This window comes from Pseudomonas sp. ACN8 (assembly GCF_002303925.1).
Taxonomy (GTDB): Bacteria; Pseudomonadota; Gammaproteobacteria; order Pseudomonadales; family Pseudomonadaceae; genus Aquipseudomonas.
Window position 1 is genome coordinate 1 of the sequence record NZ_MRCS01000028.1, and the last position, 25,112, is coordinate 25,112.

The window sequence follows — 25,112 nt, forward strand, 5'->3', positions numbered from 1 at the left end:
CGCTTCTTCATGTACTACAACCGCACCAGGCTCCACAGCTACAACAACTATCTGTCGCCAATAGCCATGGAGCAAAAAGCGGCATAAACACCGTAACCGGTGTCCGGGATTACTTGACCAGTTCAGCTTGCTCGCGATGGGGCCCGTTCAAACACCCCATCACTCTGAATAAAAATATTTTCAATTTTTTGCTGAGGTAAACCCGATTGCCATCCGTGTAGTGACTGAAACTGCGAGTCATTCGCATCCGTTGCGGTTCTACACAGGTCATGAGTCATGAAGTCCAGGGCAAAATCGGGTTCGGTCAAACAATGGTTGGGTGTGTCTGCATTGAGCTTTTCGACAATGGCGTTGTTGCCGCTGAGCGTGGCGCTGGCCGCAGAGGCGGGCAGCAGTCAGTCGCGTGGGCAATTCAATTTCGCGCTGGCCGCCAAACCGCTGCCCCAGGCCCTGAGTGATTTCAGCCGGGTGACCGGTATCAGCGTCGTCTACACCGATGAAGCGCCGTACGGCCTCAATGCGCCGGCCATCAATGGCCAGATGAGCGCCGAACAGGCCCTGCAACGTCTGCTCGCCGGTTCTGGTTTGACCTTCCGTCGCACCGACGGCCACACCTTCGCACTGGAACCTCGGCCAACCGAAGGCGCATTGAATCTCGGCGCAACCACCATCACCTCGACGATGGATGAATCCATGAGCTATCAGCCGCCACCGACCTCTTCGGTGATGCGCTCTTCGGCCCCGATTCAGGAAATCCCGCAGACCATCAATGTCGTCCCGGCCCAGGTCATTCGCGACCAGGCGCCGCGCAATCTCGATGACGCCCTGGCCAATGTCAGTGGCATCACCCAGGCCAACACGTTGGGCAGCACCCAGGACTCGGTGATGGTCCGTGGCTTTGGCGACAACCGTAATGGCTCGATCATGCGCGACGGCATGCCGATCGTGCAGGGCCGTGGCCTCAACGCCAGCGTGGACCGGGTCGAAGTGCTCAAGGGGCCGGCCTCGTTGCTCTATGGCATCCAGGATCCGGGTGGGGTGGTCAATATGGTCAGCAAGAAGCCCGAACTTGAGCGGTACAACGCGCTGACCGCGCGCGGCTCAAGTTATGGCGACGGCAAGAACGGCAGCGGCGGCGGTCTCGACAGCACCGGGGCCCTCGGCGATTCCGGGCTGGCCTACCGCATGGTGCTGGACTACGAAGACGAAGATTACTGGCGTAACTTCGGCGTGCATCGCGAGAGCCTGATCGCGCCGTCGCTGGCCTGGTACGGCGAAAGCACCAGCCTGCTGTTCTCCTATGAGCACCGCGAATTCCTCACACCGTTCGACCGCGGTACGTTGATCGATCCGCGCACCAATCACCCGCTGGACATCTCGCGCAACGAGCGTCTCGACGAGCCGTTCAACAACATGGAGGGGCGCTCGGACCTCTATCATTTCGAGGCCGATCACGAACTCAACGACAACTGGCAAGCCCACTTCGGCTACAGCTGGAACCGCGAAACCTACGATGCCAGCCAGGTGCGCGTGACCGCCATCGACACCAAAAAGGGCACCCTGACCCGCAGCATGGATGGCACTCAGAATGCCATCAGCACCGACCGATTCACCACCGCCAGCCTCGAAGGCAACGTGAACGTACTCGGCATGCAGCATGATCTGTTGTTCGGCATCGACGACGAATACCGCAAGATCTACCGCGAAGACCTGATCCGCCAGAAAAGCCTGAGCACATTCAGTTACGTCAATCCGGTCTATGGTCGGGAAGTGCCGGGCACCACCGTCAGTGCGGCCGACAGCGCACAGACCGATGAACTGCGCAGCGATTCGGTGTTTCTGCAGGACTCCATCCACCTCACCGACCAGTGGATTCTGGTGGCCGGTGCGCGTTTCCAGGTGTACGACCAATACGCCGGCAAAGGTGTGCCGTTCCACGCCAACACCGACAGCAACGGGCAGAAATGGGTGCCGCGCGCGGGCCTTGTGTACAAGTACACCGATGCCTTGTCGTTCTATGGCAGCTACACCGAGTCATTCAAACCCAACTCGACCATCGCGCCATTGAGCGGGAGCAGTACCGTGCTTGACGGCGGTATGGCGCCGGAAGAAGCCAAGTCCTGGGAGCTGGGTGCCAAGCTCGATCTGCCGGGCCGCGTCACCGGCAACATCGCGCTGTTCGACATCAAGAAACGCAATGTACTGGTGGCCAACGCCGAAGGCCCGACCACGATTTACAGTGCCGCTGGCGAAGTGCGTTCCCGTGGCCTGGAAGTGGACCTGAGCGGTCAGCTCACCGATCACTGGAGCATGATCGGCAGCTACGCCTACACCGATGCCGAGGTCACCGAAGACCCGGTTTACCAAGGCAATCAACTGCAAAACGTGGCGAAGAACAGCGGCTCGTTGTCGGCCGTCTATGATTTCGGCAGCGTCATTGGCGGTGATCAATTGCGGGTTGGCGCCGGGGCGCGTTATGTGGGTGAGCGCGCGGGCAACGCGGTAAACGATTTCGATCTGCCGAGCTACACCGTGGCCGATGCGTTCGCCACCTACGACACCAAAGTCGAAGGGCAGAAGGTCAAGTTCCAGCTCAACGTGAAGAACCTGTTCGACCGCACCTACTACACCTCGGCGGCGAGTCGGTTCTTTGTGTCGATGGGGGATTCGCGGCAGGTGACGTTGTCGAGTACTTTGGAGTTTTGACGGTAGACCGCGTCATCGTTCATCGCGAGCAGGCTCGCTCCCACAGGGGAATAAGGTGATCAAAAAAACGGTGAGCACCGCCGGACCTTGTGGGAGCGAGCCTGCTCGCGATGGCGCCCTGAAAGGCGCCGAAGATCCCGGGCCTAGCGTAAAAAAGCCTGCCGATACTCACCGGGCGTCCCGCCAAGTGACTGGCGAAACCGGTTGGTGAAATGGCTGGCACTGGAAAAACCACAGGCCAGCGCAATATCCCCCAACGGCTGCAACGTCATGCGCAGCAACTCCCGCGCCCGGCCAAGGCGCCGCGCCAGTACATACTGGTGGGGTGGCAAGCCGAAGCTTTCGCGGAACATCCGCGCGAAGTGGTATTCGGACAACGCGCACAACGCCGCCAACTGACCGAGGCTGATGGCCTCGTCCAGATGGCTGTCGATGAACTCCACCAGATGCCGACGCTGATGCGCAGCTAGCCCTCCCTTGAGGCGCAAACCCTGCCGCACGTTGACCTGGCTGAGCAGGGCATGGCTGAGCAGTTCGTGAGCCAGGCTGCTGGTGAGCAGGCGCTCGCCCGGCTCGTCCCAGTTCAAGGTGATCAACTGCCGAAAGCGCAGCGCCTGCTGCGGATCATCGAGAAAGGTCTGCTCGCGCAGTTGCATTTCCCGTGGCTCGCGATCGAGCAGGGTGACGCAGCCAAGGGCAAATTGTTCGGGGCTGAAATACAGGTGTGCCAAGCGAATATCGCCGTTGATCACCCAGCCTGACTGGTGATCGGCCGGGAGGATGCACAGTTTGTCCGGGCCGCCCTTGTTGTCGGGCTGATCGCGGCGAAAGGTGCCGGTACCGCCGGCGATGTAACAGGACAACGTGTGGTGGCTGGGTGCTTCGTATTCCTGGGCGTCGTGGTGATTACTCCACAAGGCTGCGGACAAGCCGTCACCGAGCTCGGCGCTGTGCTCGAGGCGAGCATTGGGCGAGCGGTTGAGGGCTTGAAAGACTTGCAGGTTGTCCAGTGCGGCCATATGGGTTCTCTCCAACGCCTTGCATCCTACTCCGTAGACGCGTGCCTGCCAGCCTGTCGCCAGACAAAAGCGCAAGTTTATGCAAGTGCGCCAGGGCATGGCGCCGGACACTGGGCACCTATCGAGGAGCCTTAGTCATGAACCTTTCTTTGTACCTGCTGACCGTGCTGATCTGGGGTACCACCTGGATTGCCTTGAAATGGCAACTGGGCGTGGTGGCCATTCCCGTGTCGATCGTTTACCGCTTCGGTCTCGCCGCGCTGGTGCTGTTCGTGATCCTGTTGCTCAGCCGACGCCTGCAAGTGATGAACCGCCGCGGGCACCTCATCTGCCTGGCTCAGGGGTTGTGTCTGTTCTGCGTCAACTTCATGTGCTTCCTCAGCGCGAGCCAATGGATCCCCAGCGGTCTGGTGGCCGTGGTGTTTTCCACCGCTACCCTGTGGAATGCCCTCAACGCGCGGGTGTTCTTCGGTCAGAAAATCGCCCGTAATGTGTTGATGGGCGGTGCGCTGGGTCTGCTGGGGCTGGGCCTGCTGTTCTGGCCGGAACTGGCCGGGCATACCGCCAGCCCGGAAACGTTGCTCGGTCTCGGTCTGGCCCTGTGCGGCACCTTGTGTTTCTCGGCGGGCAACATGCTTTCGAGCCTGCAACAGAAGGCCGGTCTCAAGCCGCTGACCACCAATGCCTGGGGCATGGCTTATGGAGCGGCGATGCTCACGGTGTGGTGCCTGGTCAAAGGCATTCCCTTCGACATGGACATGAGCGCGCGTTACATCGGGTCACTCTTGTACCTGGTGATTCCGGGGTCGGTGATCGGTTTCACCGCCTACCTGACGCTGGTCGGTCGCATGGGGCCTGAGCGGGCTGCGTATTGCACGGTGCTGTTCCCGGTGGTGGCGCTCAACGTATCAGCGTTCGCCGAGGGTTATCAGTGGACGATGCCGGCATTGTTGGGGCTGGTATTGGTGATGTCGGGGAACGTCCTGGTGTTTCGCAAACTCAAGGCGCCGCAAGTGCTGTGCAACGGCAAGCTGGCCTGAGGTGATGACGTCGAGTGCCGATGCCTCAGCGCTCGACTTTCATCGCGATATATATCAGTAGCGGAAAGAGGAAATCAACAATATGTCGGGTCCATTCGTTGTAGTTCCATGTGTCTGACTCATCCATATTGAACCATTCGGCACCGATCACTTGAAAGCCGACGTAATAAAGAAAGAGGGCGATCAACAGTCCTATCAGTGCAGGTTTTTTTGCTTCGTGAAATTGTTCGAGGCTCGCGTTGATGTTTCTGTAAAGGCAATAGGAGCCTAGAAGGCAAAATAGGGTGAAGACCACTTCAAGTGTAATGATCAGCCAGTAAATCCGGTGCTGCAGCATGGGGGAGGTAATAGCCCTGTAGCTGTATTTTTGGCGGCCATTCGTAGTATCCATGCTCAGGATATGGGCAAGGTATTCATAGTTGGTCGAGTAATCCGTGAGATTGCTGTAAAGCATCAGCAATCCAAAGAAACTAATAAACAGCATCAGTGTAACTTTGCTGAATCGAATGAGTTGGCTTGTTGTGAATGTGTTCAAGTTGTTGATCTCCGTTATCGTTCCCGTTATGGCTTGGGTAAGTAAGGAGAGTCTATCGCCCGTTTTTACTGTTTGGTTGTTGACTGAATTGCAGCGTGTGTATCCGGACAGTTTTTTACAGGTTGAGCGTGATATTGTTTTTGTTCTTTGTATTAAATGGCAGGCGCTTATAACGCCTGCCCTTTTTTTCAACCCTTCCAGACTTGCGGGTTGACCAGATCCTGCGGTCGTTCCCCCAACAGGGCGCTGCGCAAGTTGGTCAAGGCACGGTTGGCCATGGCATCGCGGGTCTCATGGGTGGCCGAGCCGATGTGCGGCAAGGTCACGGCATTTTTCAGCTGGAACAGTGGCGATTCGGCCAGCGGTTCTTTTTCGTATACGTCCAGCCCGGCACCACGAATGCGGTTGTTTTGCAGCGCTTCGATCAGTGCGGGCTCATCCACCACCGGACCACGGGAAATATTTACCAGAATGGCACTCGGCTTCATCAGCGCCAGTTCACGATGGCTGATCAAATGTCTGGTTTTCTCGCTGAGCGGCACCACCAGGCAGACGAAATCAGCTTCGGCCAGCAATTGATCGAGGCTGCGGTACTGTGCGCCGAGTTCCTGTTCCAGCCCGGTCTTGCGGCTGTTGCCGCTGTAGATGACCGACATGTTGAAGCCCAGACGGCCGCGCCGGGCGATGGCCGCACCGATATTGCCCATGCCGACAATGCCCAGGGTCTTGCCATGCACATCGCAACCGAACAGCTGCGCACCGACAGTGGCCTGCCATTGCCCTGCCTTGGTCCAGGCATCCAGTTCGGCAACGCGACGGGCGCTGCTCATCAACAGGGCAAACGCCAGGTCGGCGGTGCTTTCGGTGAGCACATCCGGAGTGTTGGTCAGCATGATCCCGCGTTCGTTGAAGTAGGCCAGGTCATAGTTGTCGTAGCCCACCGAGACGCTGGACACCACTTCCAGACGGGCTGCGTTCTCCAGCTGCGCACGACCGAGTTTGCGGCCTACACCAATCAAGCCATGGGCATGGGGCAGGGCTTCGTTGAATTGGGCGTTGATGTCACCGTTTTTCGGATTCGGCACGATGACGTCGAAGTCTTGTTGCAGGCGTTCAACCATTTGCGGGGTGATGCGGCTGAATGCAAGGACGGTCTTTTTCATGGGAGGCGGGCTCGTCGGGCGGTGAAGAATGATGAGCACGCTAACATTCTTCGCGGGATTTGTGCGAGTCGTCAGGCGGTCAATGCAAGCTTGCAGCTTGCGGTGCTTCATCCAGTTATACTGCCGCACTTCTTATACTGTGGCATGCGGCCCGCTCACCGGGCCCGACAATTAATGCACCACCCGGAGCTTTCATGACTTCCCCGAAACAACCGCCGATCGCCGACGCCCTGAGCGACGTGCAGGCAGAGCTGCCAGACAGCGTCGACTCCAGCGCCGACAGCGAAACCAAAGCCGAGATCCCGGCCTTCAAATTCCCGTTCAAGCCGGGTGAGCTGGCAGCCGCCAAGGGTTCCAACCAGCCGTGGTACAAGAACGGCGCCAAGAACGGCCACACCAAGACGCCGGGCATGGCACCGCCGGGGACTCGTCGGTCGATGGGTAAGCGCTAAGGCTTCAGGTTTGTAGTGCCCGGCCTGCCGTCTTCGCGAGCAGGCTCGCTCCCACAAAGAGACTGCGTTCTTGCAATGAGAATGCGATCAAAGGTGGGAGCGAGCCTGCTCGCGATGGGGCCGCTACAGGCAACACATCTGTTGAATCAAACCGCCCGCAACGAAATAAACGAGTAATTCGCCGGCGCATCCGCCGTCACTTGCGCACCCGCGGCCAGCACTTGCCCGGCAATATCCTCCCCCGACACATGAAACCGCCATTCGCTGGCCCACTGCGGCAACGTTTGCCCGGCCAGGTCGTCGATGATCGCGGCGAACTCCGCCATATCCGGAAGATAAGCGGTAAACCCGTCACCCTTCAGGGCTGTCGTGCGAATCCCCAGCAACGCACAAATCGCGTCCTTCATCAGAATGTCATCACGATCCGCCTGACGGGAGCGCAGGATCAATTCCGACAATTCCCGGTCGACCAATTCACCACCGACAATCAGGTCCGGTCCTTTTTCCCACGACTCAGGCGGACATTCCTTCACGGCGATGTTCAGAGGTATGTGCGGATTGATTTCCATCGGATAGATACGGCATACCAGCGGCCGGCGTTCGTAGATACGACAGAGGTTGTCTTCGTCAAGATTCCGGCAGGGGCCGACATTGTAGGCGGCGAAGGTGATGGCCACGTACGCCTCGGACTCACCGCTGCGCACCGCCGCCGAGCGGCGTTCGGCGTGTTCCCGTTGGTGCACCGGCAGGCCCAGGCCATTACTCGGAAAAGCTTCCACCAGCACGATCACCTGACCGCCATCGGCTGCCCACATCCGGGCTTCGCTCAGGGTCAGGGGCACATGGTGGTCGTTGCAGCATTTGCCGCAGCCTACACAGGAAAACGTCGTATTCATTGAGCGTTCGTTCGCATCACAGGGCATGAAACGACGACAGAATGCCGCCGCAAAGGCCGCTATCGAAGCAAGTTATGCGCCACTCAGTTTGCCTTGCCGGCCGGGCGGATGGAGTCCCATTCGGTGACATACGCGGTTTTGCTCTTTTTGTTGTACAGGCACAACTCGGTGCCTTGTGCGCCTTTCATGTGCTTTTGCGGGTACTGACCCTGGAGCAGGAGCGCGGTGTAGCCGACCCGGTCATCGAACTGCGCGGCGTTGCCGACCGGTTTGCTGTCCTTCAGGCCACTGGCCTTGGTGCAACTGGCAAGTACGGCTTTGTCGTAGGTGGCCCAGGCGTCGGGGCTGGAGGCGTGGGCCTGGAGGGTGAGGGTGGTGAGGCAGAGAAAAGTCAGGGTTGCTGCTTTCATTGATCAGGCATCCTTGGTGCTGTGTCCGGAAGGTGAGTATGCCTGAAGGTTTTGAGGTAGTTGTGTCGGCCCCATCATCGGAACGCCGCCCGGAGCAAGCTCCCACACATTTGGAATGCAATCCCCTGTGGGAGCGAGCCTGCTCGCGATGGCGGTGTGTCAGAGCGGAACCGGTTCCCGGCGGACTGCATGCATCCCGACGCTTTCATACAAACGCCGCGCCCGAAGGTTGTCTTCACGTACCTTCAGGTCCACGAAGCCTTCACGTCGCTGCTGGAACACCTTGAACGCCTGCAACAAAAGCGCACGGCCCAACCCCCGGCCCTGAAACCGCGGGTGCACCACCAGGTTCTTGATATAGGCGCTGGTCCAGCACTGGCAAACACCCACCACTTCTCCGGCATCCAGGGCAATGAAGCACAGGGCCGAGTCATATTCCGGGTCGGTTTCGAACTGCCGTTGCCACATCTCCAGTTCGGCTACACGACCGCCACCATCGAGATAACCGAACTCCATCAACCGGTGCACGGCGACACCCAGTTCGGGGCGGTACTCGCTCAGTTGCAGGCCCGCAGGCCAATCCGGGGAGGGCACGACGACAGAGAGGTCGCGCCGCATCAGCCAGCAGAATTCTTCGCTCAACACTCAATAACCCTGTTCGGCGACAGCCTTGGCCGCGGTGATCAGGCACTGGGTCAATTCCGGCGAAGAGAATTTGGTCAGCACCGCGTTCGCCCCCGCCAGTCGTGCTTTCTCGGCATTCATCGCACTGTCCAGCGAGGTGTGCAGCAGTACATAAAGATGCGCGAAATCCGGGGTTTCCCGCAGGGTGCGGGTGAAGGCGTAGCCATCCATTTCCGACATCTCGATGTCCGAGACGATCAGGTTGATCTGCTGCGCGGTGCCTTGCAGGTCCAGCAGGCAGTCGATGGCTTCCTTGGCGCTGCGGGCCGTATGGCATTGCAGGCCAAGGTTACGCAGGGTGTGCACCGATTGCTGCAAGGCGACCTGGCTGTCGTCGACCACCAGGATGCGCGCGTTGCCGAGCAGTTCGGCGTCTTCCATGCTCAGTTCGGTCGGCGCCATTTCGATTTGCGCCGGGGCGATGCCGTGGATGACTTTTTCGATGTCCAGCACTTGCACCAGGGTGCCATCGACCGACGTCACGCCGGTGATGTAGGCACGCAGTCCACCGGAGCCGAAGGGTGGAGGGCGGATGTCGGTGGTCAGGCAATGGACGATCTTGCTCACGGCCTGCACGTGCAGGCCCTGCTTGGAGCGGCTGACGTCGGTGACGATCAGGCAACCGCCGTTGGGGTCTTCCAGCGGACGCTCGCCAATGGCACGGCTGAGGTCGATCACCGACAGCGAGGCACCGCGCAGGGTGGCGATGCCTTTGACGTGGGGGTGCGACTCCGGCAGTTTGGTCAGTGGCGGGCAGGGAATGATTTCGCTGACCTTGAGCAGGTTGATCGCCATCAGCTTGCCGCTGCGCAAGGTAAACAGCAGAAGCGAAAGTGAGTCTGCGCGGGCTTTGGTGGAGGACATAGGAACCTTCTCTGGAAAAAGGTGACGGGCAATCCAGGGATCGCCAATGACTTCGATGCCGGGTTATCGACTTGTTTGGGGCAGGCTTTAGCATTTCCATTGAATGTCAGGCCGCCTTCGCGAGCAGGGATTGTCGCTGCCTCTGTGGGAGCGAGCCTGCTCGCGAAGGGTCCTTCACTTCATGCCGAGCCTTTTGGCCATCCGCCCCAGGTTCGCCCGATCCAGGCCTAGCTCACGGGCTGCGCTTGCCCAGTTGTTGTTGTGGCGCTCCAGGCAGGCGCCGATCAATTGGCGCTGATAACGCTCGGTAGCCTCGCGCAAATCACCGGTCGCCGCTTGCATGACGGTGGCGACGGGGTGCTCGGCAGCGGCTTCAACGCCGGCGTTGGGCAAGTCCAGGTCGGCTGCGCTCAAGCTGAGAATCTTCGGCCGCTCCTTGCAATTGCCCAGGGCTTTCAAGGCGCTGCGGCCGATCAGGTGTTCAAGCTCGCGCACGTTGCCGGGCCAGTCGTAGGCCAATAGCGCGGCCTGGGCGTCGCTGTTCAGGCGCAGGCTGTTGAGGCCCATGCGCGAGCGGTTCTGCTCAAGGAAATAACCGCTGAGCAGCAGCACATCACGCCCGCGATCGCGCAGGGCCGGCACCAGCAGCGGATAAACGCTGAGGCGATGGTAGAAGTCGGCGCGGTAACGGCCGCTGCGCACTTCTTCGGCGAGGTCGCGGTTGGTCGCCGCGATCAGGCGCACGTCGACCTGATGCTCCTGGTCCGAACCCAGTCGCTGCAATTGACCGCTCTGCAATACACGCAACAACTTGGCCTGCACGGTCAGAGACAACTCGCCGACTTCATCGAGAAACAGCGTGCCGCCATTGGCCAGTTCGAACTTGCCGCGGCGGTCGTTCATCGCTCCGGTGAAGGCGCCGCGAACATGGCCGAACAACTCGCTTTCCACCAGGGTGTCGGGCAACGCGGCGCAGTTGAGGCTGATGATCGGCTTGTCGGCGCGGGGCGAGGCGGCATGGATGGCCTGGGCCACCAACTCCTTGCCGACTCCGGTTTCGCCGGTGATCAACACGGTCAGGTCGCTGCCGCCCACCAGGCTGATTTCTTCGACCAGACGCTTGTGGGCCTTGCTCTGGCCAATCATCTCGCGATTCTGCTGGCCGCTGGCCTGGCGGTAAACCTCGGCGCGCTGATGTTCATCTTCGACCCGATTGTTCAACCGTTCGATGCGCTCGGCGGCGTTGACCGTGGCCGCCGCGAGGCTGGCGAAGGCTTGCAGGGCATCCAGTTCGATCGGTTCGAAGCGCTCCGGATCGAGGGCGTCGAGGGTCAGCAGGCCCCATGGGCGCTCGTCGATGAACAACGGGCAACCCATGCAGTCGTGGACTTCCAGATGATCATCCAGGCCATCGACCAGGCCGTCATAGGGGTCGGGCAAGTCGCTGTCGGCAGCGAAACGGGTCGGGCCGGGGCCGCTGAGCAGCGCTTCGAAACGCGGGTGCTCGCTGACCTTGAAGCGCCGACCGAGGGTGTCGGTACTCAAGCCGTCGACGGCCAGTGGCACCAGCCATTCACCATCAAGGCGCAGCAGGGCGGCGGCGTCGCACGGCAGCAGGGCGCGCATGGCTTCCAGCAGGCGACGATAACGCTCGCCCTCGGGCAGTTCGCGGGACAGGTCGGAGACCAGGGGCAGCAGGGCGGTGAGCAGGGATTTTGCAGTCATAGTGACTCCGTGTAGTCGGTATGACTATAAGTCAGGCAGTGTCGAAATGACTATCAAGTTTCTAACTAATTGATTTTAAAGGATTAAATAGTTGGCACGAAAGCTGATACGTATAGGGTAATCCGTTAGCAATCCAAGAAGACCAGGAGTTACTTTATGCTGAGCGCTCAAGACCGTGCCATCGTCAAGTCCACCGTGCCGCTGCTCGAAAGCGGTGGTGAGGCGCTGATCACGCACTTCTACCGCATGATGCTCTCCGAATACCCGGAAGTCCGTCCGCTGTTCAATCAGGCCCACCAGACCAGCGGTGATCAGCCGCGTGCCCTGGCCAATGGCGTATTGATGTATGCGCGCCATATCGACCAGCTCGACCAGTTGGGCGACCTGGTGGCCAAGATCATCAACAAGCATGTGGCCCTGCAGATTCTGCCGGAGCATTATCCGATTGTCGGCAGCTGCCTGCTGCGGGCCATCGCTGAAGTATTGGGCGAAGAGATCGCCACCGCGCAAGTGATCGCGGCCTGGGGCGCGGCCTACGGCCAACTGGCGGACATCCTGATCGGTGCCGAAACCAGCATCTACGACCAGAAGGAGCAGGCACCGGGCGGCTGGCGCGGGGCGCGGGAGTTCATCGTGGCCGGCAAGGTCGAGGAGAGCGCCGAGATCACCTCGTTCTACTTTGAACCTGCGGACAAAGGTCCGATCCTGGTGGCAGAGCCTGGTCAGTACATCGGCATGAAACTGATCCTCGACGGTGAAGAGATCCGTCGTAACTACTCGCTGTCGGCGCTGGCGAACAATGGCCAGTACCGCATCAGCGTCAAGCGCGAGGACGGTGGTCGCGCTTCCAACTTCCTGCACGACCAGTTGCAGGTCGGCGCCAGCATCCAGTTGTTCCCGCCATCGGGCGAGTTCGTCCTGACCGCCAGCGACAAGCCACTGGTGCTGATCAGTGGCGGCGTCGGCATCACCCCGACCCTGGCGATGCTCGAAGCGGCGCTGGAGACCCAGCGGCCGGTGCATTTCATCCACTGCGCGCGCAACGGCAGCGTCCATGCCTTCCGCGACTGGATCGACGAGCTGGCCGAACGTCACCCGCAGCTCAAGCGCTTCTATTGCTACTCCGAGGACGACGGCGCGAGCCCGGCGGCGCACAAGGTTGGTTTGTTGAGCCAGCAGCAGTTGCATGAGTGGCTGCCGGAGCAGCGTGACCTGGATGCTTACTTCCTGGGGCCGAAAGGTTTCATGGCGTCCATCAAGCGCCACCTCAAGGCTCTGGGCGTGCCGGAGAAGCAAAGCCGTTACGAGTTCTTCGGGCCGGCAGCGGCGCTGGAGTAAGTGGTTGCGGCGGCTCGGGGGACCGAGTCGCCTTCTTCGCGAGCAGGCTCGCTCCCACAATTTGATCTGCATACGACGCGGACCAATGTGGGAGCGAGCCTGCTCGCGAATGCTTCACCTCAGTCCTGAGCTGAAAAAAGTCAGAAAGTTAATCCCTTCTTAACCGCCTTGTCGTCTATTCCCCCCGAATCCCCCTCACATGCTCCAGACTCTCAAAGGTCCGGGCCAGCGTGTAGACTGGCGGGCAATCGATATCTTGAAGGGAAACGCGATGAGCGATGAATCCATGCGGTTGGGGCGTGAACGGCGCTACCTGGTATTGCTGGGCATCATTTGCCTGGCGCTGATCGGCGGTGCGCTGTACATGCAAATTGTTCTGGGCGAGGCGCCTTGCCCGCTGTGCATCCTGCAACGTTACGCGTTGCTGCTGATCGCGATCTTTGCCTTCATTGGCGCGGCCATGCGCGGCCGTCGCAGTATCACGGTGTTTGAAACCCTGGTGGTGATCTGTGCAGTGGCAGGTGCAGGCGTTGCCGGGCATCACGTCTATACACAATTCTATCCAGCGGTCAGCTGCGGCATCGATGTGCTGCAACCGATTGTCGATGACTTGCCACTGGCGAAGATCTTTCCGCTGGGTTTCCAGGTCGATGGTTTCTGCTCTACGCCATACCCGCCGATCCTCGGGCTGTCGCTGGCGCAGTGGGCGCTGGTCGCCTTCGTGCTGATCGTGGTGCTGGTGCCATTGCTGACGTCGCGTAACCGCAAAGCGCTGCGCTGAGATCATCTGTCGCCACGCATTGTCGGACAAAAAAGCCCCGGTCCTTGAAGAGAGGACCGGGGCTTTTTTTGTCTTGCAGAGCGCATTTCAGAGGCCGGGTAAAAAGACCGTGATGTGCGACAGCCAAGGGTGCGACACATGTGCGACATGTTGTCACAGAGTTGGTGTCGCAGGGCGTTCGAGGGAGCCGGATTGGTACATGGAAACGTAACGAAATTGGGCTGTTTTGCAGGCTTGCGGTTTTTTCCATTGCGAACACGAGCAGGCAGTTTTAACAGGCTCTGGCGAATGGCCGGAGCCCCCGTCATATCGGGCCTTGGGCAAGGTAAAGGGCGATGAAGAGGGACCCGATACTGTCTGAACCGTGGGTGGAAGACCTACTTATTGTGGTGTTTTTGTTGAGAATGAATTTCGATAAGATGCGCCGCTTTTGCAAAAACGGGTAATGATTGTTGCCGGTTCGGATAAAAATTATTTCGGGATGAGACATGGTTTATAAAACGTTACATATCTACAATCGCCCGCACTGAATCCCCGGCACTGCTCAAATCTTAACCAGGCGTGAGCAGGAACAGGGTGTCGAGAGGCCTGGTGGCTTCATGCGATGCCCAGGTGTCGGAGCCTCCAACTACCCGCACCAAATGGAATTGGTCTGTAAAAAGGCCTTTGACCACGTATTCGAATAAGAACTCACCGCAGGCCCGGGATTTGTCGCACAGCGTCTGACGCACGACGGGCATGCCCTTATTCAATCCAAGAAAAATGCCAACCCTTGGCAGGGTGAAGTGTTGGCGATCAAAACCCAACTGCATTGCGCAAGCTGCTTTAGAGGTCGTGAGATGAGTAAAAACAGGTACCCCAGACTACTAGGCTTATTGCCGCTGATCGGCACGTTGTTGCTGTCAGGCTGCAACATGACCTTGCTCAATCCCAAGGGCCAGGTCGGTCTGGACGAGCGAAACCTGATCATCACCGCAACGCTGCTGATGCTGTTGGTCGTGGTTCCGGTCATCGTCATGACCTTCCTGTTCGCCTGGAAATACCGCGCGTCCAACACCAACGCCACCTACACCCCGAAATGGAACCACTCCACCAAGATCGAGATCGCGGTGTGGGCTGTTCCGGTGCTGATCATCATTGCCCTGGGTTATGTCACCTACAAGTCGACCCACGCCCTTGACCCGTACAAGCCGCTGGAATCCGACGTGAAGCCGATCACCATTGAAGTGGTTGCGCTGGACTGGAAGTGGCTGTTCATCTACCCGGAACAAGGCGTCGCCACGGTCAACAAGATCGTGTTCCCGGCGCACACCCCGATCAACTTCAAGATCACTTCCGACGCCGTGATGAACTCGTTCTTCATCCCTGCGCTGGGCGGCCAGATCTACGCGATGGCTGGCATGCAGACCAAGCTGCACCTGATCGCCAACGAAAACGCTGAAATGGACGGTATCTCCGCCAACTACAGCGGCGCGGGTTTCACCGGCATGAAATTCAAAGCGATCGCAACGAGCCAGGAAGATTTCGACGCCTGGGTAAGTGAAGTCAAAAAGGCACCTAAACAGCTTGAACAAGCTGAATACGCAGCCCTTGCCAAGCAGAGCCAGAACAACCCAGTCGAGCTCTACTCCTCGGTGACGCCGAACCTGTTCCAGACCATCGTCGACAAGTACGAAGGCATGAAACCGGGTCCGAAAGTGAAGCACGAGAAAGAAGAGAAAGAAGTGGCCGCTACGCAAGGAATGGACATGAACGCGCATTCAGCTGCCGGGGCAGAGGAGTAAACGATGTTTGGTAAATTAAGTTGGGAAGCGGTCCCGTTCCACGAGCCGATCGTAATGGTGACCATCGCCATGATCGCGCTCGGCGGTCTGGCGCTGTTCGCGGGTATCACCTACTTCAAGAAGTGGACCTACCTGTGGACTGAGTGGCTGACGTCGGTCGACCACAAGAAAATCGGCGTGATGTACATCATCGTCGCCATGGTCATGCTGCTGCGCGGCTTTGCCGACGCCATCATGATGCGTACCCAGCTGGCCATGGCCACCGAGGGTTCGCCTGGCTACCTGCCACCTGAACACTATGACCAGATCTTCACCGCCCACGGTGTGATCATGATCATCTTCATGGCGATGCCATTCTTCACCGGCCTGATGAACCTTGCAGTGCCGCTGCAGATCGGCGCGCGTGACGTTGCCTACCCGTTCCTGAACTCCCTGAGCTTCTGGCTGCTGGTGTCCGGCGTAGTGCTGATCAACCTGTCCCTGGGCGTCGGCGAATTCGCCAAGACCGGCTGGGTTGCCTATCCGCCGCTGTCGGGCCTGCAATACAGCCCTGGCGTGGGGATGGATTACTACATCTGGGCGCTACAGCTATCGGGCTTGGGTACGACGCTGACGGGGGTCAACTTCCTGGCCACCGTGCTGAAAATGCGTACCCCTGGCATGAAGCTGATGGACATGCCGATCTTCACCTGGACCTGCACCTGGGCCAACGTCCTGATCGTGGCTTCGTTCCCGATCCTGACCGCTACCCTGGCGCTGCTGACGCTTGACCGTTACATGGATTTCCACATTTTCACCAACGAACTTGGTGGCAATCCGATGATGTACGTGAACCTGTTCTGGGCATGGGGTCACCCTGAGGTGTACATCCTGATCCTGCCAGCGTTCGGTATCTTCTCTGAAGTCATCTCGACCTTCACCGGCAAGAAACTGTTTGGCCACCACTCGATGGTCTACGCATCGGGCGCGATCTCGATCCTGGGCTTCATGGTCTGGCTGCACCACTTCTTCACCATGGGTTCGGGTGCCAGCGTCAACGCCTTCTTCGGTCTGGCGACGATGCTGATTTCCATCCCGACGGGTGTGAAGCTGTTCAACTGGCTGTTCACCATCTACCAGGGCCGTCTGCGTTTCACCAGCCAGGTGCTGTGGACCCTGGGCTTCATGGTGACCTTCGCCATCGGCGGCATGACCGGCGTACTGCTGGCCATCCCGGGTGCCGACTTCGTTCTGCACAACAGCCTGTTCGTGATCGCGCACTTCCACAACGTGATCATCGGCGGTGCGGTATTCGGTTACATCGCAGGTTTCGCGTTCTACTTCCCTAAAGCGTTCGGCTTCAAGCTGCACGAAGGCTGGGGCAAGGCTGCGTTCTGGTTCTGGATCAGCGGCTTCTTCGTCGCGTTCATGCCGCTCTATGCACTGGGCTTCATGGGCATGACCCGTCGCCTGAACGCCACCACCAACCCTGAGTGGGTGCCGTACCTGTACGTCGCCATGTTCGGTGCGGTGATGATCGCTGTCGGTATCGCTTGCCAGCTGATCCAGCTGTACGTCAGCGTGCGTGACCGCAAGAAGCCGGAAAACATGTGCGAACACGGCGACCCGTGGAATGCACACACCCTGGAATGGTCGACCTCGTCGCCACCTCCGTTCTACAACTTCGCCGTGCTGCCAAAAGCCGACGTCGTCGACCCGTTCACCGAAGCCAAGGAAAACGGCACCGCGTACAAGGCCCCGGCCAAGTACCAGCCGATCCACATGCCAAACAACACCGCCACCGGTGTGGTCATGGGTGCTCTGTTGACCGTGTTCGGTTTCGCGATGATCTGGCACATCTGGTGGCTGGCAATCGCTAGCCTGGCCGGCACCGTGATCTACTTCGTGATCCACGCGGCCCGTGATGATCAAGGCTATATGGTGCCGGTCGACGTGATCGAGCGCATCGAAGCCGAGCAGCACAAGCGTCTGGTAGCGGCAGGGAAAATCCCGGCCACCGCCACCCGTGTTGAAACCTCGTTGGAACAGGCTTAAACCATGTCGAACTTAGTGACCAATGCTGGACACACCCATGTCGATGGACATGGGCATGATGACCATCACCACGACTCGGGCGAGATGACCGTATTCGGTTTCTGGCTCTACCTGATGACCGACTGCATTCTGTTTGCGTCGATCTTCGCGGCGTACGCGGTACTGGTTAACAACGTAGCGGGTGGCCCGTCGGGCCACGACATCTTCGAACTGCCATACGTACTGGGCGAAACCGCCCTGCTGCTGTTCAGTTCGATCACCTACGGCTTCGCCATGCTGGCGTTCTTCAAGGGCAACAAGAAGCAGGTCCTGGGCTGGCTGGCCATGACCTTCATGTTCGGTGCCGGCTTCATCGGCATGGAAATCAACGAGTTCCACGTGTTGATCTCCGAGGGCTACGGCCCTAGCCGTTCCGGCTTCCTGTCCGGGTTCTTCACCCTGGTCGGCACCCACGGTCTGCACGTGACCAGCGGTCTGATCTGGATGGCGATCATGATGTATCAGGTGCAGAAAAACGGCCTGACGGCGACCAACAAGACCCGTCTGAGCTGCCTGAGCCTGTTCTGGCACTTCCTGGACGTCGTGTGGATCTGCGTATTCACCGTTGTTTACCTGATGGGGACTATGTAAATGGCTAACACAGCTCATTCCCAAAATGGCCATGGCCATGACAGCCACGACGCCGGTCACGGCAGCGTCAAGTCCTACGGCATCGGCTTCATCCTGTCGGTGATCCTGACCCTGATCCCGTTCGGTCTGGTGATGTACCCGACGCTGCCGAAGTCGATCACCCTGATGATCGTCGTCGCGTTCGCAGTCATCCAGGTGCTGGTGCACCTGGTGTACTTCCTGCACCTGGACCGTTCGGCCGCCCAGCGAAACAACGTGATTGCGTTTGTCTTCGCCGCGATCGTGATCGTCCTGCTGGTTGGCCTGTCGCTGTGGATCATGTTCAGCATCCACACGTTCATGATGGCGAAGTGAGGTAAGTCCGCATGTCCCTCAAGCACTTTATCCAAATCACCAAACCGGGGATCATTTTCGGTAACGTGCTTTCTGTGGCAGGCGGATTTTTCCTGGCCTCCAAAGGGCATGTCGATCTGGCCATCTTCCTGGCCGCCATGATCGGCACGTCCCTGGTGGTTGCCTCCGGTTGCGTGTTCAACAACTGCATCGACCGCGACATCGACATCAAGATGGAGCGCACCAAGAACCGCGTGCTGGTCCAGGGCTTGATCTCCCTGAAACTGGCCCTGATCTATGCGACCGTCCTGGGTGTCGCCGGCGTTGCGCTGTTGTACAAGGTGGCCAACCCGTTGGCCGCCTTGTTCGCGGTGATCGGCTTCGTGATCTACGTCGGCTTCTACAGCCTGTACCTCAAGCGCAAGTCGGTTCACGGCACGCTGGTGGGCAGTCTGTCGGGCGCCATGCCGCCAGTGATTGGCTACGTCGCAGTCAGCAACACCTTCGACATGGCCGCGCTGACCCTGCTGGTGATGTTCAGCCTGTGGCAGATGCCGCATTCCTACGCCATCGCGATCTTCCGCTTCAACGATTACCTGGCCGCATCGATTCCGGTGCTGCCAGTGAAGCGCGGCATCCAGGTGGCCAAGAAGCACATCCTGATCTACATCCTGGCCTTCCTCGTGGCGACCTTGATGCTGACCTTCAGCGGCTACGCCGGCATGAGCTACCTCGCCGTTGCCGCGGCCATGGGCATGTACTGGCTGTACATGGCCTGGACCGGCTACAAGGCAGTGGATGACACGGTCTGGGCACGCAAGCTGTTCGTGTTCTCGATCTTCACCATTACCGCGTTGAGCGTAATGATGTCCCTGGACTTCAAAGTGCCGACCGAGTTGCTGCTGACGTACGCGCCTTAAGCGTCGGATGCTGTAAAGAAAAGCCCCGCCTTCGAGAGAAGAGCGGGGCTTTTTGTTGGGGCAAATCGCAAGGGCTGCTCGTCAGGAAGATGATTCGTCGGTTGCATGACTATAAGCAAATTGCCTATAGTTTGCCGATGCGAACCGTATTCTTCGAAACCACATCCTTCACTGCAACCGTTGGCGATTATCTGACGGACGATGAGTATCGTGCTTTGCAGTCGCACATGCAGTTGAACCCGCAAGCGGGTGATGTCATGCCTCGAACGGGCGGTTTCCGAAAGCTGCGTTGGGCTGATGGACGCCGAGGTAAAGGTAGGCGAGGTGGCTTGCGGGTTATCTATTATTGGCTTATGAATAATGGCCAGTTCTGGATGTTCGCAATTTATGACAAAGATGAGCTTGAGAATTTGACCGCCGACCAAGAGAAGGTGCTCAAGAAAGCCATAGAGACAGAGTTAAAAAAACGAGGTACCCCATGAAAAAACGCGACCTGTTTGCAGAGTTGATGCAGGGCGTTGATGAGATGGCGGCTCAACGCGAAGGCAAGATTACGTTGCGCAATACGGTAGTGGAGGACATCCCTGCACCAGAGGTGGGGGCGCAAGAAATCGTTGCGCTACGGGAAAAACTACACATGTCCCAGGCCGTTTTTGCCAAGCGAATTCGAACCAGTCCCAGCACCCTGAGAAACTGGGAGCAGGAAAAGTCGAAGCCCAATGCTCAGGCCGCCTTGCTGATCAGGTTGGTTGAGAAGTTTCCGGATATGGTTGATCGACTGGCAGTCGTCTGATCACATCGTCGAATATCTGAAAAGCCCCGCGATTCAAACGAAACGTGGGGCTTTTTCATTCAGGCGCGGTTGTTACAGGGTGCATCGAGCACTTTCACCACGTCATCGATGATTGCTTTGCTCATGTCCTGCAAAAAATGCGAGGCCCAGGCGAGTCGGTCGGAGTCGCGAACCATGGCGGCGTCTGAGGCGAGCAGTTTGGCTACGTGGAGCAGGTCGGAGGCGTGATAGAGGGCTTCGATCACCGGGACACCGGCATTGATGCGGAACAGGGGTTCGTTGGCGTGGTAGGAGAACGGGGTGAGGCCGATGGTTTTGAGGTCTTGGGGATTGGTCATTGGGCTTCACCTCCTGTTGGTCAGGTGGTGTGGGATGACCGGTGAAGCGGACAGATCAATAGCGTGCATTGGCAATACTCCAGAAATCAAAGTAGAGCCGCCACGTTCGTTCTCAGGCGAATGGGTGGCAGCTATGCGCAGGCTGAGAAACCGGTTGCACGACCCGGCAGACCCGAAGGTCTCCCACGCACAGCCGCCATTGCACGAAATGCGGGCATAAAAAAACGCCAACAATCGTGATTTGGGCGCTAGTGCGCGTGCAGTTTACCCGGGTTCTCAGGCCCGGTCGCTGAATTGGCAGCGACCGGGCAAAGTTAGCCGGCAAGGATAAGGTCGGCAATCGTAGCGATCTGGTGGCCGGCGATGGCCGGGACACCGCGGACCCTGTGGGAGCGAGCCTGCTCGCGATAGCGGTGTGTCAGGCAACATTGATGCTGGATGTGACGGCCTCATCGCGAGCAGGCTCGCTCCCACATTGGACTAGCGTCATCGCTGATATCGAGCATGACGCTGGCCCCTGTGGGAGCGAGCCTGCTCGCGATGGCGGCGTGTCAGGCAATATCAATTTTGAATGTGATGGCCCCTTCGTCGGATCGCCGCCCGGAGCAAGCCCGCTCCCCCACAGGGCCGAGGCAGTCAGCTATTTTTGGGGATTATCAAGCAACCGAAAAAACCGCTCCCGCACCTGCAGGCTGTCGCTGTGCGCCACATTGAAGCGCAGGAACTGGCTGGCATCCGGTCCTTTGCTCAGCAAGGTGCCCGGCGCCAATACCATATTGTTCTCCAGCCCCTGGCGAGCCAGGTTCTCGGCGTGCAAGCCCTCCGGCAACCGTGCCCAGATAAACACACCTTCGCCGGGCAACGAGGAAAGCGAGCACCCAGCCTCCGCCAGCCAACTCGCCACACGACTATTGGACTCATACAACCGATCCACCGTGCGTCGCGCATGCTTGGCATAGCTGCCGTCGCTGAGCATGGTGCAGGTGATCTGTTCCGCCAGCTCCGACGTCACCCCGCCGCAGGCCATTTTCAGGGCGACCATGCGTGCCGCCAGTTGCGGTGACAGCACGGTGTAGCTGACGCGGCTGTTGGCGGTCAGGGTCTTGGAGAAGCCCGATACATAACTCACGTTGTCCAGCCCGCTGGCCGCCAGGCGGGGGGTGCGGCGTTGCTGGATGTCGCAGTACAGATCGTCTTCGACGATGTGGAAGCCATGGCGGTGGCTCAGTTCCAGCAAGCGGTAGACCTGGGCCGGGGTGAACGAGTGGCCGGTGGGGTTATGCAGCGTGCTGTTGGTCATGTACAGCACGGGTTTGTGGGCGATCAGCAGTTGCTCGAAGGCGTCGAGGTCCATGCCGTCGCAATCCCGGGCGATGGTGATGACTTTGGCTCCATGCAATGCCAGGTTGGCGTGCATGTTGAAGTAGCAGGGGTCGTCGAGCAGCACGGTGTCGCCGGGTTTGACCAGCAGGCGCATCAGCAGGTCGATGGCCTGCATGGTGTTGGCGGTGGTGATGATCTGGTCCACCGACGCTTCGATGCCGAAGGTCGCCAGTTTGACCCGCAGGGCCTGGCGCAACGGCAAGTAACCGCCGGCTACGCCGTACTCGCCCATGCGCAACGACGTCGCACGCAAGGTGCTGCGCACGGCTTTCTGCAATTCTTCGGCGGGTAGCCACGAGGTCGGCAGAAAACCGCAGCCGGGACGCAGCGTGCCGTTGTCCAGCAGCAAGGCGCGACGAATCACGCTGAGGGTGTCCTGAGGTTGCAGGTCCGGGCCGGTGCCGCTTTTCAGTGCCGCTTCGGAGCGATGCACGTAATGCCCGGAGCCCTGGCGAGACACCACCAGCCCCTTGGCCCGCATGCGGTCCAGGGCATCGACCACCGTGGATTTGCCCACGTTCATCAAGTCGGAGAGTTCGCGAATCGGCGGCAGCTTGGCGCCGTGGGGCAGGCCACCGGTGCTGATCGCCTGAGTCAACTGATCGACGATCTGCTGCACCAGCGGCGCGCCGGGCTGGAATTCAATGGCGGCAATGACTGCACGTTGAACCTGCATTTTACTGGTCTCTCCGGCAGTAAAGTTCGTTGGATTCTATACGAACTTGCCCTGATCAGGACAAGCCTCTCTCTCTACCATGCCCTTACAGACTTTTCTGAAGGTCGGCCTTTGTCGGCGGGCGTTCACCCGGTTCCTGAGGTGCTGCATGAGTGTCGAAACAACGGTCGCGGTAGCCAAACCGGTCATCAACCTGCGGCTATTCACGATCCGGATCATCACCGCCGTCTCGCTGTTCGCGGTGCTGGGCAAGGCCAACGTCTGGCTCGACACGGCTACCAACAGCATCCTGGCCCTTGGATATCGCGCCTTGTTGCTGCTGTTGCCCCTGACTTTACTGGTGCTTGGCCGCCGTTCCCTGAGCGTCACGCTGCTGTGTGCCGGCCTTGGCCTGGTGCTGCTGGCGCTGACCAGCCATCAAGGCATGGTGATGTTTGCTGCGGCACTGTTTGCCTACGGCATTGCCATTGCCGGTTACCTGATCAAGAGCGAAGCGGCCCAGACCAAGGAAGGCGCGGCCTACAACCGCGTAGCCATGAACATGGGCAGCCTGGTGGCCGGTTTGATCCTGCTGTCGCCGCTTCTCACGCCTACGATGTTTTTCCTCGGTGCGGCGGCGTTCGTGTTGCTGTGCCTGCCGATCGCCCTCGGCGCGACCTTCACCACTGAACCGGTGGTCGCCCGCCCGGCCAGTCAAACCGGAAGCAACTGGGGCAACAAACTGCCCTGGGTGATCGCCGGCATCATCATGGGCATCAAGCTGTTCGGGGTGTTCTCGATCCTGCCACAGGCGATCCTGCTCAAGACCGGCGAGCTGCCGGCCTGGTACGGCTTGATGCTGATCCTCAACAGCGCCGTAGTGGTGTTCGCCCAGGTGCTGGTGATGAAGCTGATTGAGCGCACCGGGCGCTTCAAGGTCGTGGCGGTGATCGGGATCATCGTCGGCGGCTTTGCGGTGCTGTCTTCGCCCGCCGCGTTCCATGTCGAAACCCTCGCCGGGGCGCTGGTCTGGGTGGCGCTGCTGTCCATCGCCGAATGCGCCTTCAGCTACCTGGATTACTTCTCGGTCAAGCAAAACAACATGTTCGTCAAGGAAGTGTCCCTGGGAGTGGGGGCCGGGCTGACCGTGTTGATCATGCGGGTGGTGCCGGCGCCGTACAACGCGCTGGTGCTGGCCGCCATCGGTGCCGCAGGGATCCTGGCCTGGTATTGGCTCAACCGTAAATCCAATGCGTCGCTGCATGACTGAGTCATCGCCGTTGCGGTTTTCACTTTGCAGGTCGGGGGCATTATGAATACGACTTCATGCGTAGTAGTGGTCGGTTACAACGGCAATCGGGTTCACGACATCCAGAAGCTGCGCGAGCTGTGCAAGTCGCTCTACAACGCCAGGCTCATCCTGCTGGTCGAGAAGATTCAGCCCCATGACGATCAGGTGGCCGATCACGTCTGCAGTACCTCACTGGCAGAGGAAGATGTGGCGGCGTCCCTTGAACTGGTGGTGGGGTGCCTGAATGCCGACAGCTGGAAGCTGATCGGCGTACTGCCGTTCTCCGATCGCGGGGTGCTGCTCGGTGCGGCGCTGGCCAGCCATTTCGGCCTGCCGGGCATTACCCCGGGCGAAGCGCGGGCGGGCGTGGACAAGCAGATTTTCCGCCAGCTCGAAGCGGCGGCCAGCACCTCCCCTGGAGAATACCGAGCGGTGTTTTCCGTGCGGGTCGAAAGCCTGTCGGAACTGCGCCAGCGCGTTGTCGAACTGGGTGGCAAGGCCTTCATCAAGCCGGCCTGTGAAGGCGCGAGCCGGGGTTGTCGCGTGATCCATCACCCTTCGGAATGCGATGACGCCTGGCTCGCCCTGAAGCCTTACCGCGAAGGCGGCATCGTTCTTGAAGAGTTGGTGCAGAACGCCCGCGAATACAGCTGGGACTGCGTGGCGGGCAGCACCTGGGTGACTGAAAAAACCACCACCGAAGGCGCTTATCGCGCAGAGATCCAGCAAGTCGTGCCCGCACCGCTTGCGGCTGAGGTACAGGCACTTTTGATGGCGGCCGGTCGGCATATGGCGGGCCTGGTGTCTCGGGACAACGGCGCCTGGCACAACGAAGTGTTCCTGCGCAGCGATAACCTGACCTCGGCCGTGGAAACCAACATGCGGCCTGGCGGCATGCACATCTGGGACCTGGCCAAACGCGCCTTCGTCGATTTCGATCCGTGGGAGCGCTGGGTGCGCTGGGCGGTGGAAGGCCAGACCGAACAGCATGAGCCAGTGGCCCGCGGCTACTGCGGCATTCGACTGCTGAGGGCGCCATCCGGCGGCATCCTGCGCTCGACGCCTGACATCGAGGCCCTGGCCCGCGCCCTGCGTATCGACCTGGTGGAAGGCCAGTACGCCAAGCGTGTCGGTGACTCGGTCAGCGTGCAGATCAAGGACAACTTCTCATTCATCGGCCACATCGTGCTGTTCAACGAACACTACGGGCAACTGAGCAACGACCTGTTGCGTCTGGCCGAAGCGATTGAGTCACGCATTGAGGTGACTTGCCTGGCACCGGCCACCCGCGCCGTGTGTTGAGCCCGCAAGTCCCTGTTTTTTGCATTACTGATCAAG

General features: G+C 59.5%; 25 protein-coding genes. 14 read left to right on the top strand and 11 right to left on the bottom strand.

The window, feature by feature from the left end; translation table 11 throughout:
- The first annotated feature begins 276 nt into the window (after positions 1-276).
- Entirely contained in the window at positions 277-2,706 is a 2,430-nt protein-coding gene (locus BSF44_RS16755; protein WP_095944454.1) for a TonB-dependent receptor, read from the top strand.
- A gap of 143 nt (positions 2,707-2,849) precedes the next feature.
- On the opposite strand, the gene BSF44_RS16760 is transcribed toward BSF44_RS16755, so the two are convergent.
- Positions 2,850-3,725 (bottom strand): helix-turn-helix domain-containing protein, encoded by an 876-nt coding sequence (locus BSF44_RS16760; RefSeq protein WP_095944455.1) that lies wholly within the window; start codon positions 3,723-3,725, stop codon positions 2,850-2,852.
- A gap of 137 nt (positions 3,726-3,862) precedes the next feature.
- On the opposite strand from BSF44_RS16760, the gene BSF44_RS16765 reads away from it, so the two are divergent.
- Positions 3,863-4,765 (top strand): DMT family transporter, encoded by a 903-nt coding sequence (locus tag BSF44_RS16765; RefSeq protein ID WP_095944456.1) that lies wholly within the window; start codon positions 3,863-3,865, stop codon positions 4,763-4,765.
- A gap of 25 nt (positions 4,766-4,790) precedes the next feature.
- On the opposite strand, the gene BSF44_RS16770 is transcribed toward BSF44_RS16765, so the two are convergent.
- Entirely contained in the window at positions 4,791-5,300 is a 510-nt protein-coding gene (locus tag BSF44_RS16770) for a DUF2165 family protein (RefSeq protein WP_095944457.1), read from the bottom strand.
- A 188-nt stretch (positions 5,301-5,488) separates the two neighbouring features.
- Positions 5,489-6,463: a D-glycerate dehydrogenase gene (locus BSF44_RS16775; protein WP_095944458.1), complete on the bottom strand. Its 975-nt coding sequence runs from the start codon at positions 6,461-6,463 to the stop codon at positions 5,489-5,491.
- Between the two features lie 194 nt (positions 6,464-6,657).
- Between BSF44_RS16775 and BSF44_RS16780 the strand changes: the two genes are divergently transcribed.
- Entirely contained in the window at positions 6,658-6,915 is a 258-nt protein-coding gene (locus BSF44_RS16780; RefSeq protein ID WP_095944459.1) for a hypothetical protein, read from the top strand.
- A 146-nt stretch (positions 6,916-7,061) separates the two neighbouring features.
- On the opposite strand, the gene BSF44_RS16785 is transcribed toward BSF44_RS16780, so the two are convergent.
- From BSF44_RS16785 to norR, 5 genes are all read right to left on the bottom strand, one after another.
- The gene (locus BSF44_RS16785; RefSeq protein ID WP_095944460.1) at positions 7,062-7,811 is read right to left on the bottom strand and encodes a YkgJ family cysteine cluster protein; all 750 of its coding nucleotides are present in this window, start codon (positions 7,809-7,811) and stop codon (positions 7,062-7,064) included.
- Between the two features lie 83 nt (positions 7,812-7,894).
- Positions 7,895-8,221, bottom strand: a complete 327-nt coding sequence (locus BSF44_RS16790) for a hypothetical protein (RefSeq protein ID WP_095944461.1) — start codon at positions 8,219-8,221, stop codon at positions 7,895-7,897.
- 159 nt (positions 8,222-8,380) lie between these two features.
- The gene (locus tag BSF44_RS16795; RefSeq protein WP_095944519.1) at positions 8,381-8,839 is read right to left on the bottom strand and encodes a GNAT family N-acetyltransferase; all 459 of its coding nucleotides are present in this window, start codon (positions 8,837-8,839) and stop codon (positions 8,381-8,383) included.
- A 27-nt stretch (positions 8,840-8,866) separates the two neighbouring features.
- Positions 8,867-9,769 (bottom strand): chemotaxis protein CheV, encoded by a 903-nt coding sequence (locus BSF44_RS16800; RefSeq protein ID WP_008046758.1) that lies wholly within the window; start codon positions 9,767-9,769, stop codon positions 8,867-8,869.
- Between the two features lie 174 nt (positions 9,770-9,943).
- Positions 9,944-11,494: a nitric oxide reductase transcriptional regulator NorR gene (gene norR, locus BSF44_RS16805; protein ID WP_095944462.1), complete on the bottom strand. Its 1,551-nt coding sequence runs from the start codon at positions 11,492-11,494 to the stop codon at positions 9,944-9,946.
- A gap of 156 nt (positions 11,495-11,650) precedes the next feature.
- Here norR and hmpA point away from each other — a divergent pair, with 156 nt between their 5' ends.
- A complete protein-coding gene (hmpA, locus tag BSF44_RS16810) occupies positions 11,651-12,832 on the top strand; it encodes an NO-inducible flavohemoprotein (protein WP_095944463.1) in 1,182 nt (393 codons plus the stop codon).
- 271 nt (positions 12,833-13,103) lie between these two features.
- Positions 13,104-13,613: a disulfide bond formation protein B gene (locus tag BSF44_RS16815; RefSeq protein ID WP_056728475.1), complete on the top strand. Its 510-nt coding sequence runs from the start codon at positions 13,104-13,106 to the stop codon at positions 13,611-13,613.
- A 551-nt stretch (positions 13,614-14,164) separates the two neighbouring features.
- Here BSF44_RS16815 and BSF44_RS16820 read toward each other — a convergent pair.
- Positions 14,165-14,425 (bottom strand): hypothetical protein, encoded by a 261-nt coding sequence (locus BSF44_RS16820; RefSeq protein ID WP_095944464.1) that lies wholly within the window; start codon positions 14,423-14,425, stop codon positions 14,165-14,167.
- 27 nt (positions 14,426-14,452) lie between these two features.
- On the opposite strand from BSF44_RS16820, the gene cyoA reads away from it, so the two are divergent.
- The 7 genes from cyoA (at position 14,453) to BSF44_RS16855 (ending at position 20,107) form a co-directional block, all read left to right on the top strand.
- Positions 14,453-15,397, top strand: a complete 945-nt coding sequence (gene cyoA / locus BSF44_RS16825) for a ubiquinol oxidase subunit II (RefSeq protein WP_095944465.1) — start codon at positions 14,453-14,455, stop codon at positions 15,395-15,397.
- Positions 15,398-15,400: 3 nt separating this feature from the next.
- Positions 15,401-17,431 carry a cytochrome o ubiquinol oxidase subunit I gene (gene cyoB / locus BSF44_RS16830; protein ID WP_095944466.1) on the top strand — a complete coding sequence of 677 codons (2,031 nt, stop codon included), beginning with the start codon at positions 15,401-15,403 and terminating at the stop codon, positions 17,429-17,431.
- Positions 17,432-17,434: 3 nt separating this feature from the next.
- Positions 17,435-18,061, top strand: coding sequence for a cytochrome o ubiquinol oxidase subunit III (locus BSF44_RS16835; protein WP_008046749.1), 627 nt, complete (start codon positions 17,435-17,437; stop codon positions 18,059-18,061).
- The gene (gene cyoD / locus BSF44_RS16840; RefSeq protein ID WP_095944467.1) at positions 18,062-18,415 is read left to right on the top strand and encodes a cytochrome o ubiquinol oxidase subunit IV; all 354 of its coding nucleotides are present in this window, start codon (positions 18,062-18,064) and stop codon (positions 18,413-18,415) included.
- Positions 18,416-18,426: 11 nt separating this feature from the next.
- Positions 18,427-19,314 (top strand): heme o synthase, encoded by an 888-nt coding sequence (cyoE, locus tag BSF44_RS16845; RefSeq protein WP_008046745.1) that lies wholly within the window; start codon positions 18,427-18,429, stop codon positions 19,312-19,314.
- A gap of 137 nt (positions 19,315-19,451) precedes the next feature.
- The gene (locus tag BSF44_RS16850; RefSeq protein WP_095944520.1) at positions 19,452-19,796 is read left to right on the top strand and encodes a toxin; all 345 of its coding nucleotides are present in this window, start codon (positions 19,452-19,454) and stop codon (positions 19,794-19,796) included.
- The gene (locus BSF44_RS16855; protein ID WP_007970375.1) at positions 19,793-20,107 is read left to right on the top strand and encodes a DNA-binding transcriptional regulator; all 315 of its coding nucleotides are present in this window, start codon (positions 19,793-19,795) and stop codon (positions 20,105-20,107) included. Before BSF44_RS16850 ends, BSF44_RS16855 begins: the two co-directional genes overlap by 4 nt.
- Positions 20,108-20,166: 59 nt before the next feature.
- On the opposite strand, the gene BSF44_RS16860 is transcribed toward BSF44_RS16855, so the two are convergent.
- Positions 20,167-20,445, bottom strand: a complete 279-nt coding sequence (locus BSF44_RS16860) for a DUF3077 domain-containing protein (protein WP_095944468.1) — start codon at positions 20,443-20,445, stop codon at positions 20,167-20,169.
- A gap of 640 nt (positions 20,446-21,085) precedes the next feature.
- The gene (locus BSF44_RS16865; RefSeq protein WP_095944469.1) at positions 21,086-22,504 is read right to left on the bottom strand and encodes a PLP-dependent aminotransferase family protein; all 1,419 of its coding nucleotides are present in this window, start codon (positions 22,502-22,504) and stop codon (positions 21,086-21,088) included.
- A 148-nt stretch (positions 22,505-22,652) separates the two neighbouring features.
- Between BSF44_RS16865 and BSF44_RS16870 the strand changes: the two genes are divergently transcribed.
- Positions 22,653-23,753 (top strand): hypothetical protein, encoded by a 1,101-nt coding sequence (locus tag BSF44_RS16870; RefSeq protein WP_095944470.1) that lies wholly within the window; start codon positions 22,653-22,655, stop codon positions 23,751-23,753.
- Positions 23,754-23,795: 42 nt separating this feature from the next.
- Positions 23,796-25,076, top strand: a complete 1,281-nt coding sequence (locus BSF44_RS16875) for an acetyl-CoA carboxylase biotin carboxylase subunit family protein (protein WP_095944471.1) — start codon at positions 23,796-23,798, stop codon at positions 25,074-25,076.
- Positions 25,077-25,112: the final 36 nt, after the last annotated feature.

Bases quoted from the DNA above. Each gene is read 5' to 3' on its own strand.
- BSF44_RS16855 (WP_007970375.1), top strand. From the start codon at position 19,793: ATGAAAAAACGCGACCTGTTTGCAGAGTTGATGCAGGGCGTTGATGAG.
- cyoD (WP_095944467.1), top strand. From the start codon at position 18,062: ATGGCTAACACAGCTCATTCCCAAAATGGCCATGGCCATGACAGCCAC.
- hmpA (WP_095944463.1), top strand. From the start codon at position 11,651: ATGCTGAGCGCTCAAGACCGTGCCATCGTCAAGTCCACCGTGCCGCTG.
- BSF44_RS16850 (WP_095944520.1), top strand. From the start codon at position 19,452: ATGCGAACCGTATTCTTCGAAACCACATCCTTCACTGCAACCGTTGGC.
- BSF44_RS16835 (WP_008046749.1), top strand. From the start codon at position 17,435: ATGTCGAACTTAGTGACCAATGCTGGACACACCCATGTCGATGGACAT.
- BSF44_RS16800 (WP_008046758.1), bottom strand. From the start codon at position 9,769: ATGTCCTCCACCAAAGCCCGCGCAGACTCACTTTCGCTTCTGCTGTTT.
- BSF44_RS16865 (WP_095944469.1), bottom strand. From the start codon at position 22,504: ATGCAGGTTCAACGTGCAGTCATTGCCGCCATTGAATTCCAGCCCGGC.
- cyoA (WP_095944465.1), top strand. From the start codon at position 14,453: ATGAGTAAAAACAGGTACCCCAGACTACTAGGCTTATTGCCGCTGATC.
- BSF44_RS16815 (WP_056728475.1), top strand. From the start codon at position 13,104: ATGAGCGATGAATCCATGCGGTTGGGGCGTGAACGGCGCTACCTGGTA.
- BSF44_RS16765 (WP_095944456.1), top strand. From the start codon at position 3,863: ATGAACCTTTCTTTGTACCTGCTGACCGTGCTGATCTGGGGTACCACC.
- BSF44_RS16755 (WP_095944454.1), top strand. From the start codon at position 277: ATGAAGTCCAGGGCAAAATCGGGTTCGGTCAAACAATGGTTGGGTGTG.
- BSF44_RS16780 (WP_095944459.1), top strand. From the start codon at position 6,658: ATGACTTCCCCGAAACAACCGCCGATCGCCGACGCCCTGAGCGACGTG.
- BSF44_RS16785 (WP_095944460.1), bottom strand. From the start codon at position 7,811: ATGAATACGACGTTTTCCTGTGTAGGCTGCGGCAAATGCTGCAACGAC.
- BSF44_RS16775 (WP_095944458.1), bottom strand. From the start codon at position 6,463: ATGAAAAAGACCGTCCTTGCATTCAGCCGCATCACCCCGCAAATGGTT.
- BSF44_RS16870 (WP_095944470.1), top strand. From the start codon at position 22,653: ATGAGTGTCGAAACAACGGTCGCGGTAGCCAAACCGGTCATCAACCTG.
- cyoB (WP_095944466.1), top strand. From the start codon at position 15,401: ATGTTTGGTAAATTAAGTTGGGAAGCGGTCCCGTTCCACGAGCCGATC.
- BSF44_RS16820 (WP_095944464.1), bottom strand. From the start codon at position 14,425: ATGCAGTTGGGTTTTGATCGCCAACACTTCACCCTGCCAAGGGTTGGC.
- BSF44_RS16790 (WP_095944461.1), bottom strand. From the start codon at position 8,221: ATGAAAGCAGCAACCCTGACTTTTCTCTGCCTCACCACCCTCACCCTC.
- BSF44_RS16860 (WP_095944468.1), bottom strand. From the start codon at position 20,445: ATGACCAATCCCCAAGACCTCAAAACCATCGGCCTCACCCCGTTCTCC.
- BSF44_RS16760 (WP_095944455.1), bottom strand. From the start codon at position 3,725: ATGGCCGCACTGGACAACCTGCAAGTCTTTCAAGCCCTCAACCGCTCG.
- BSF44_RS16795 (WP_095944519.1), bottom strand. From the start codon at position 8,839: ATGCGGCGCGACCTCTCTGTCGTCGTGCCCTCCCCGGATTGGCCTGCG.
- cyoE (WP_008046745.1), top strand. From the start codon at position 18,427: ATGTCCCTCAAGCACTTTATCCAAATCACCAAACCGGGGATCATTTTC.
- norR (WP_095944462.1), bottom strand. From the start codon at position 11,494: ATGACTGCAAAATCCCTGCTCACCGCCCTGCTGCCCCTGGTCTCCGAC.
- BSF44_RS16875 (WP_095944471.1), top strand. From the start codon at position 23,796: ATGAATACGACTTCATGCGTAGTAGTGGTCGGTTACAACGGCAATCGG.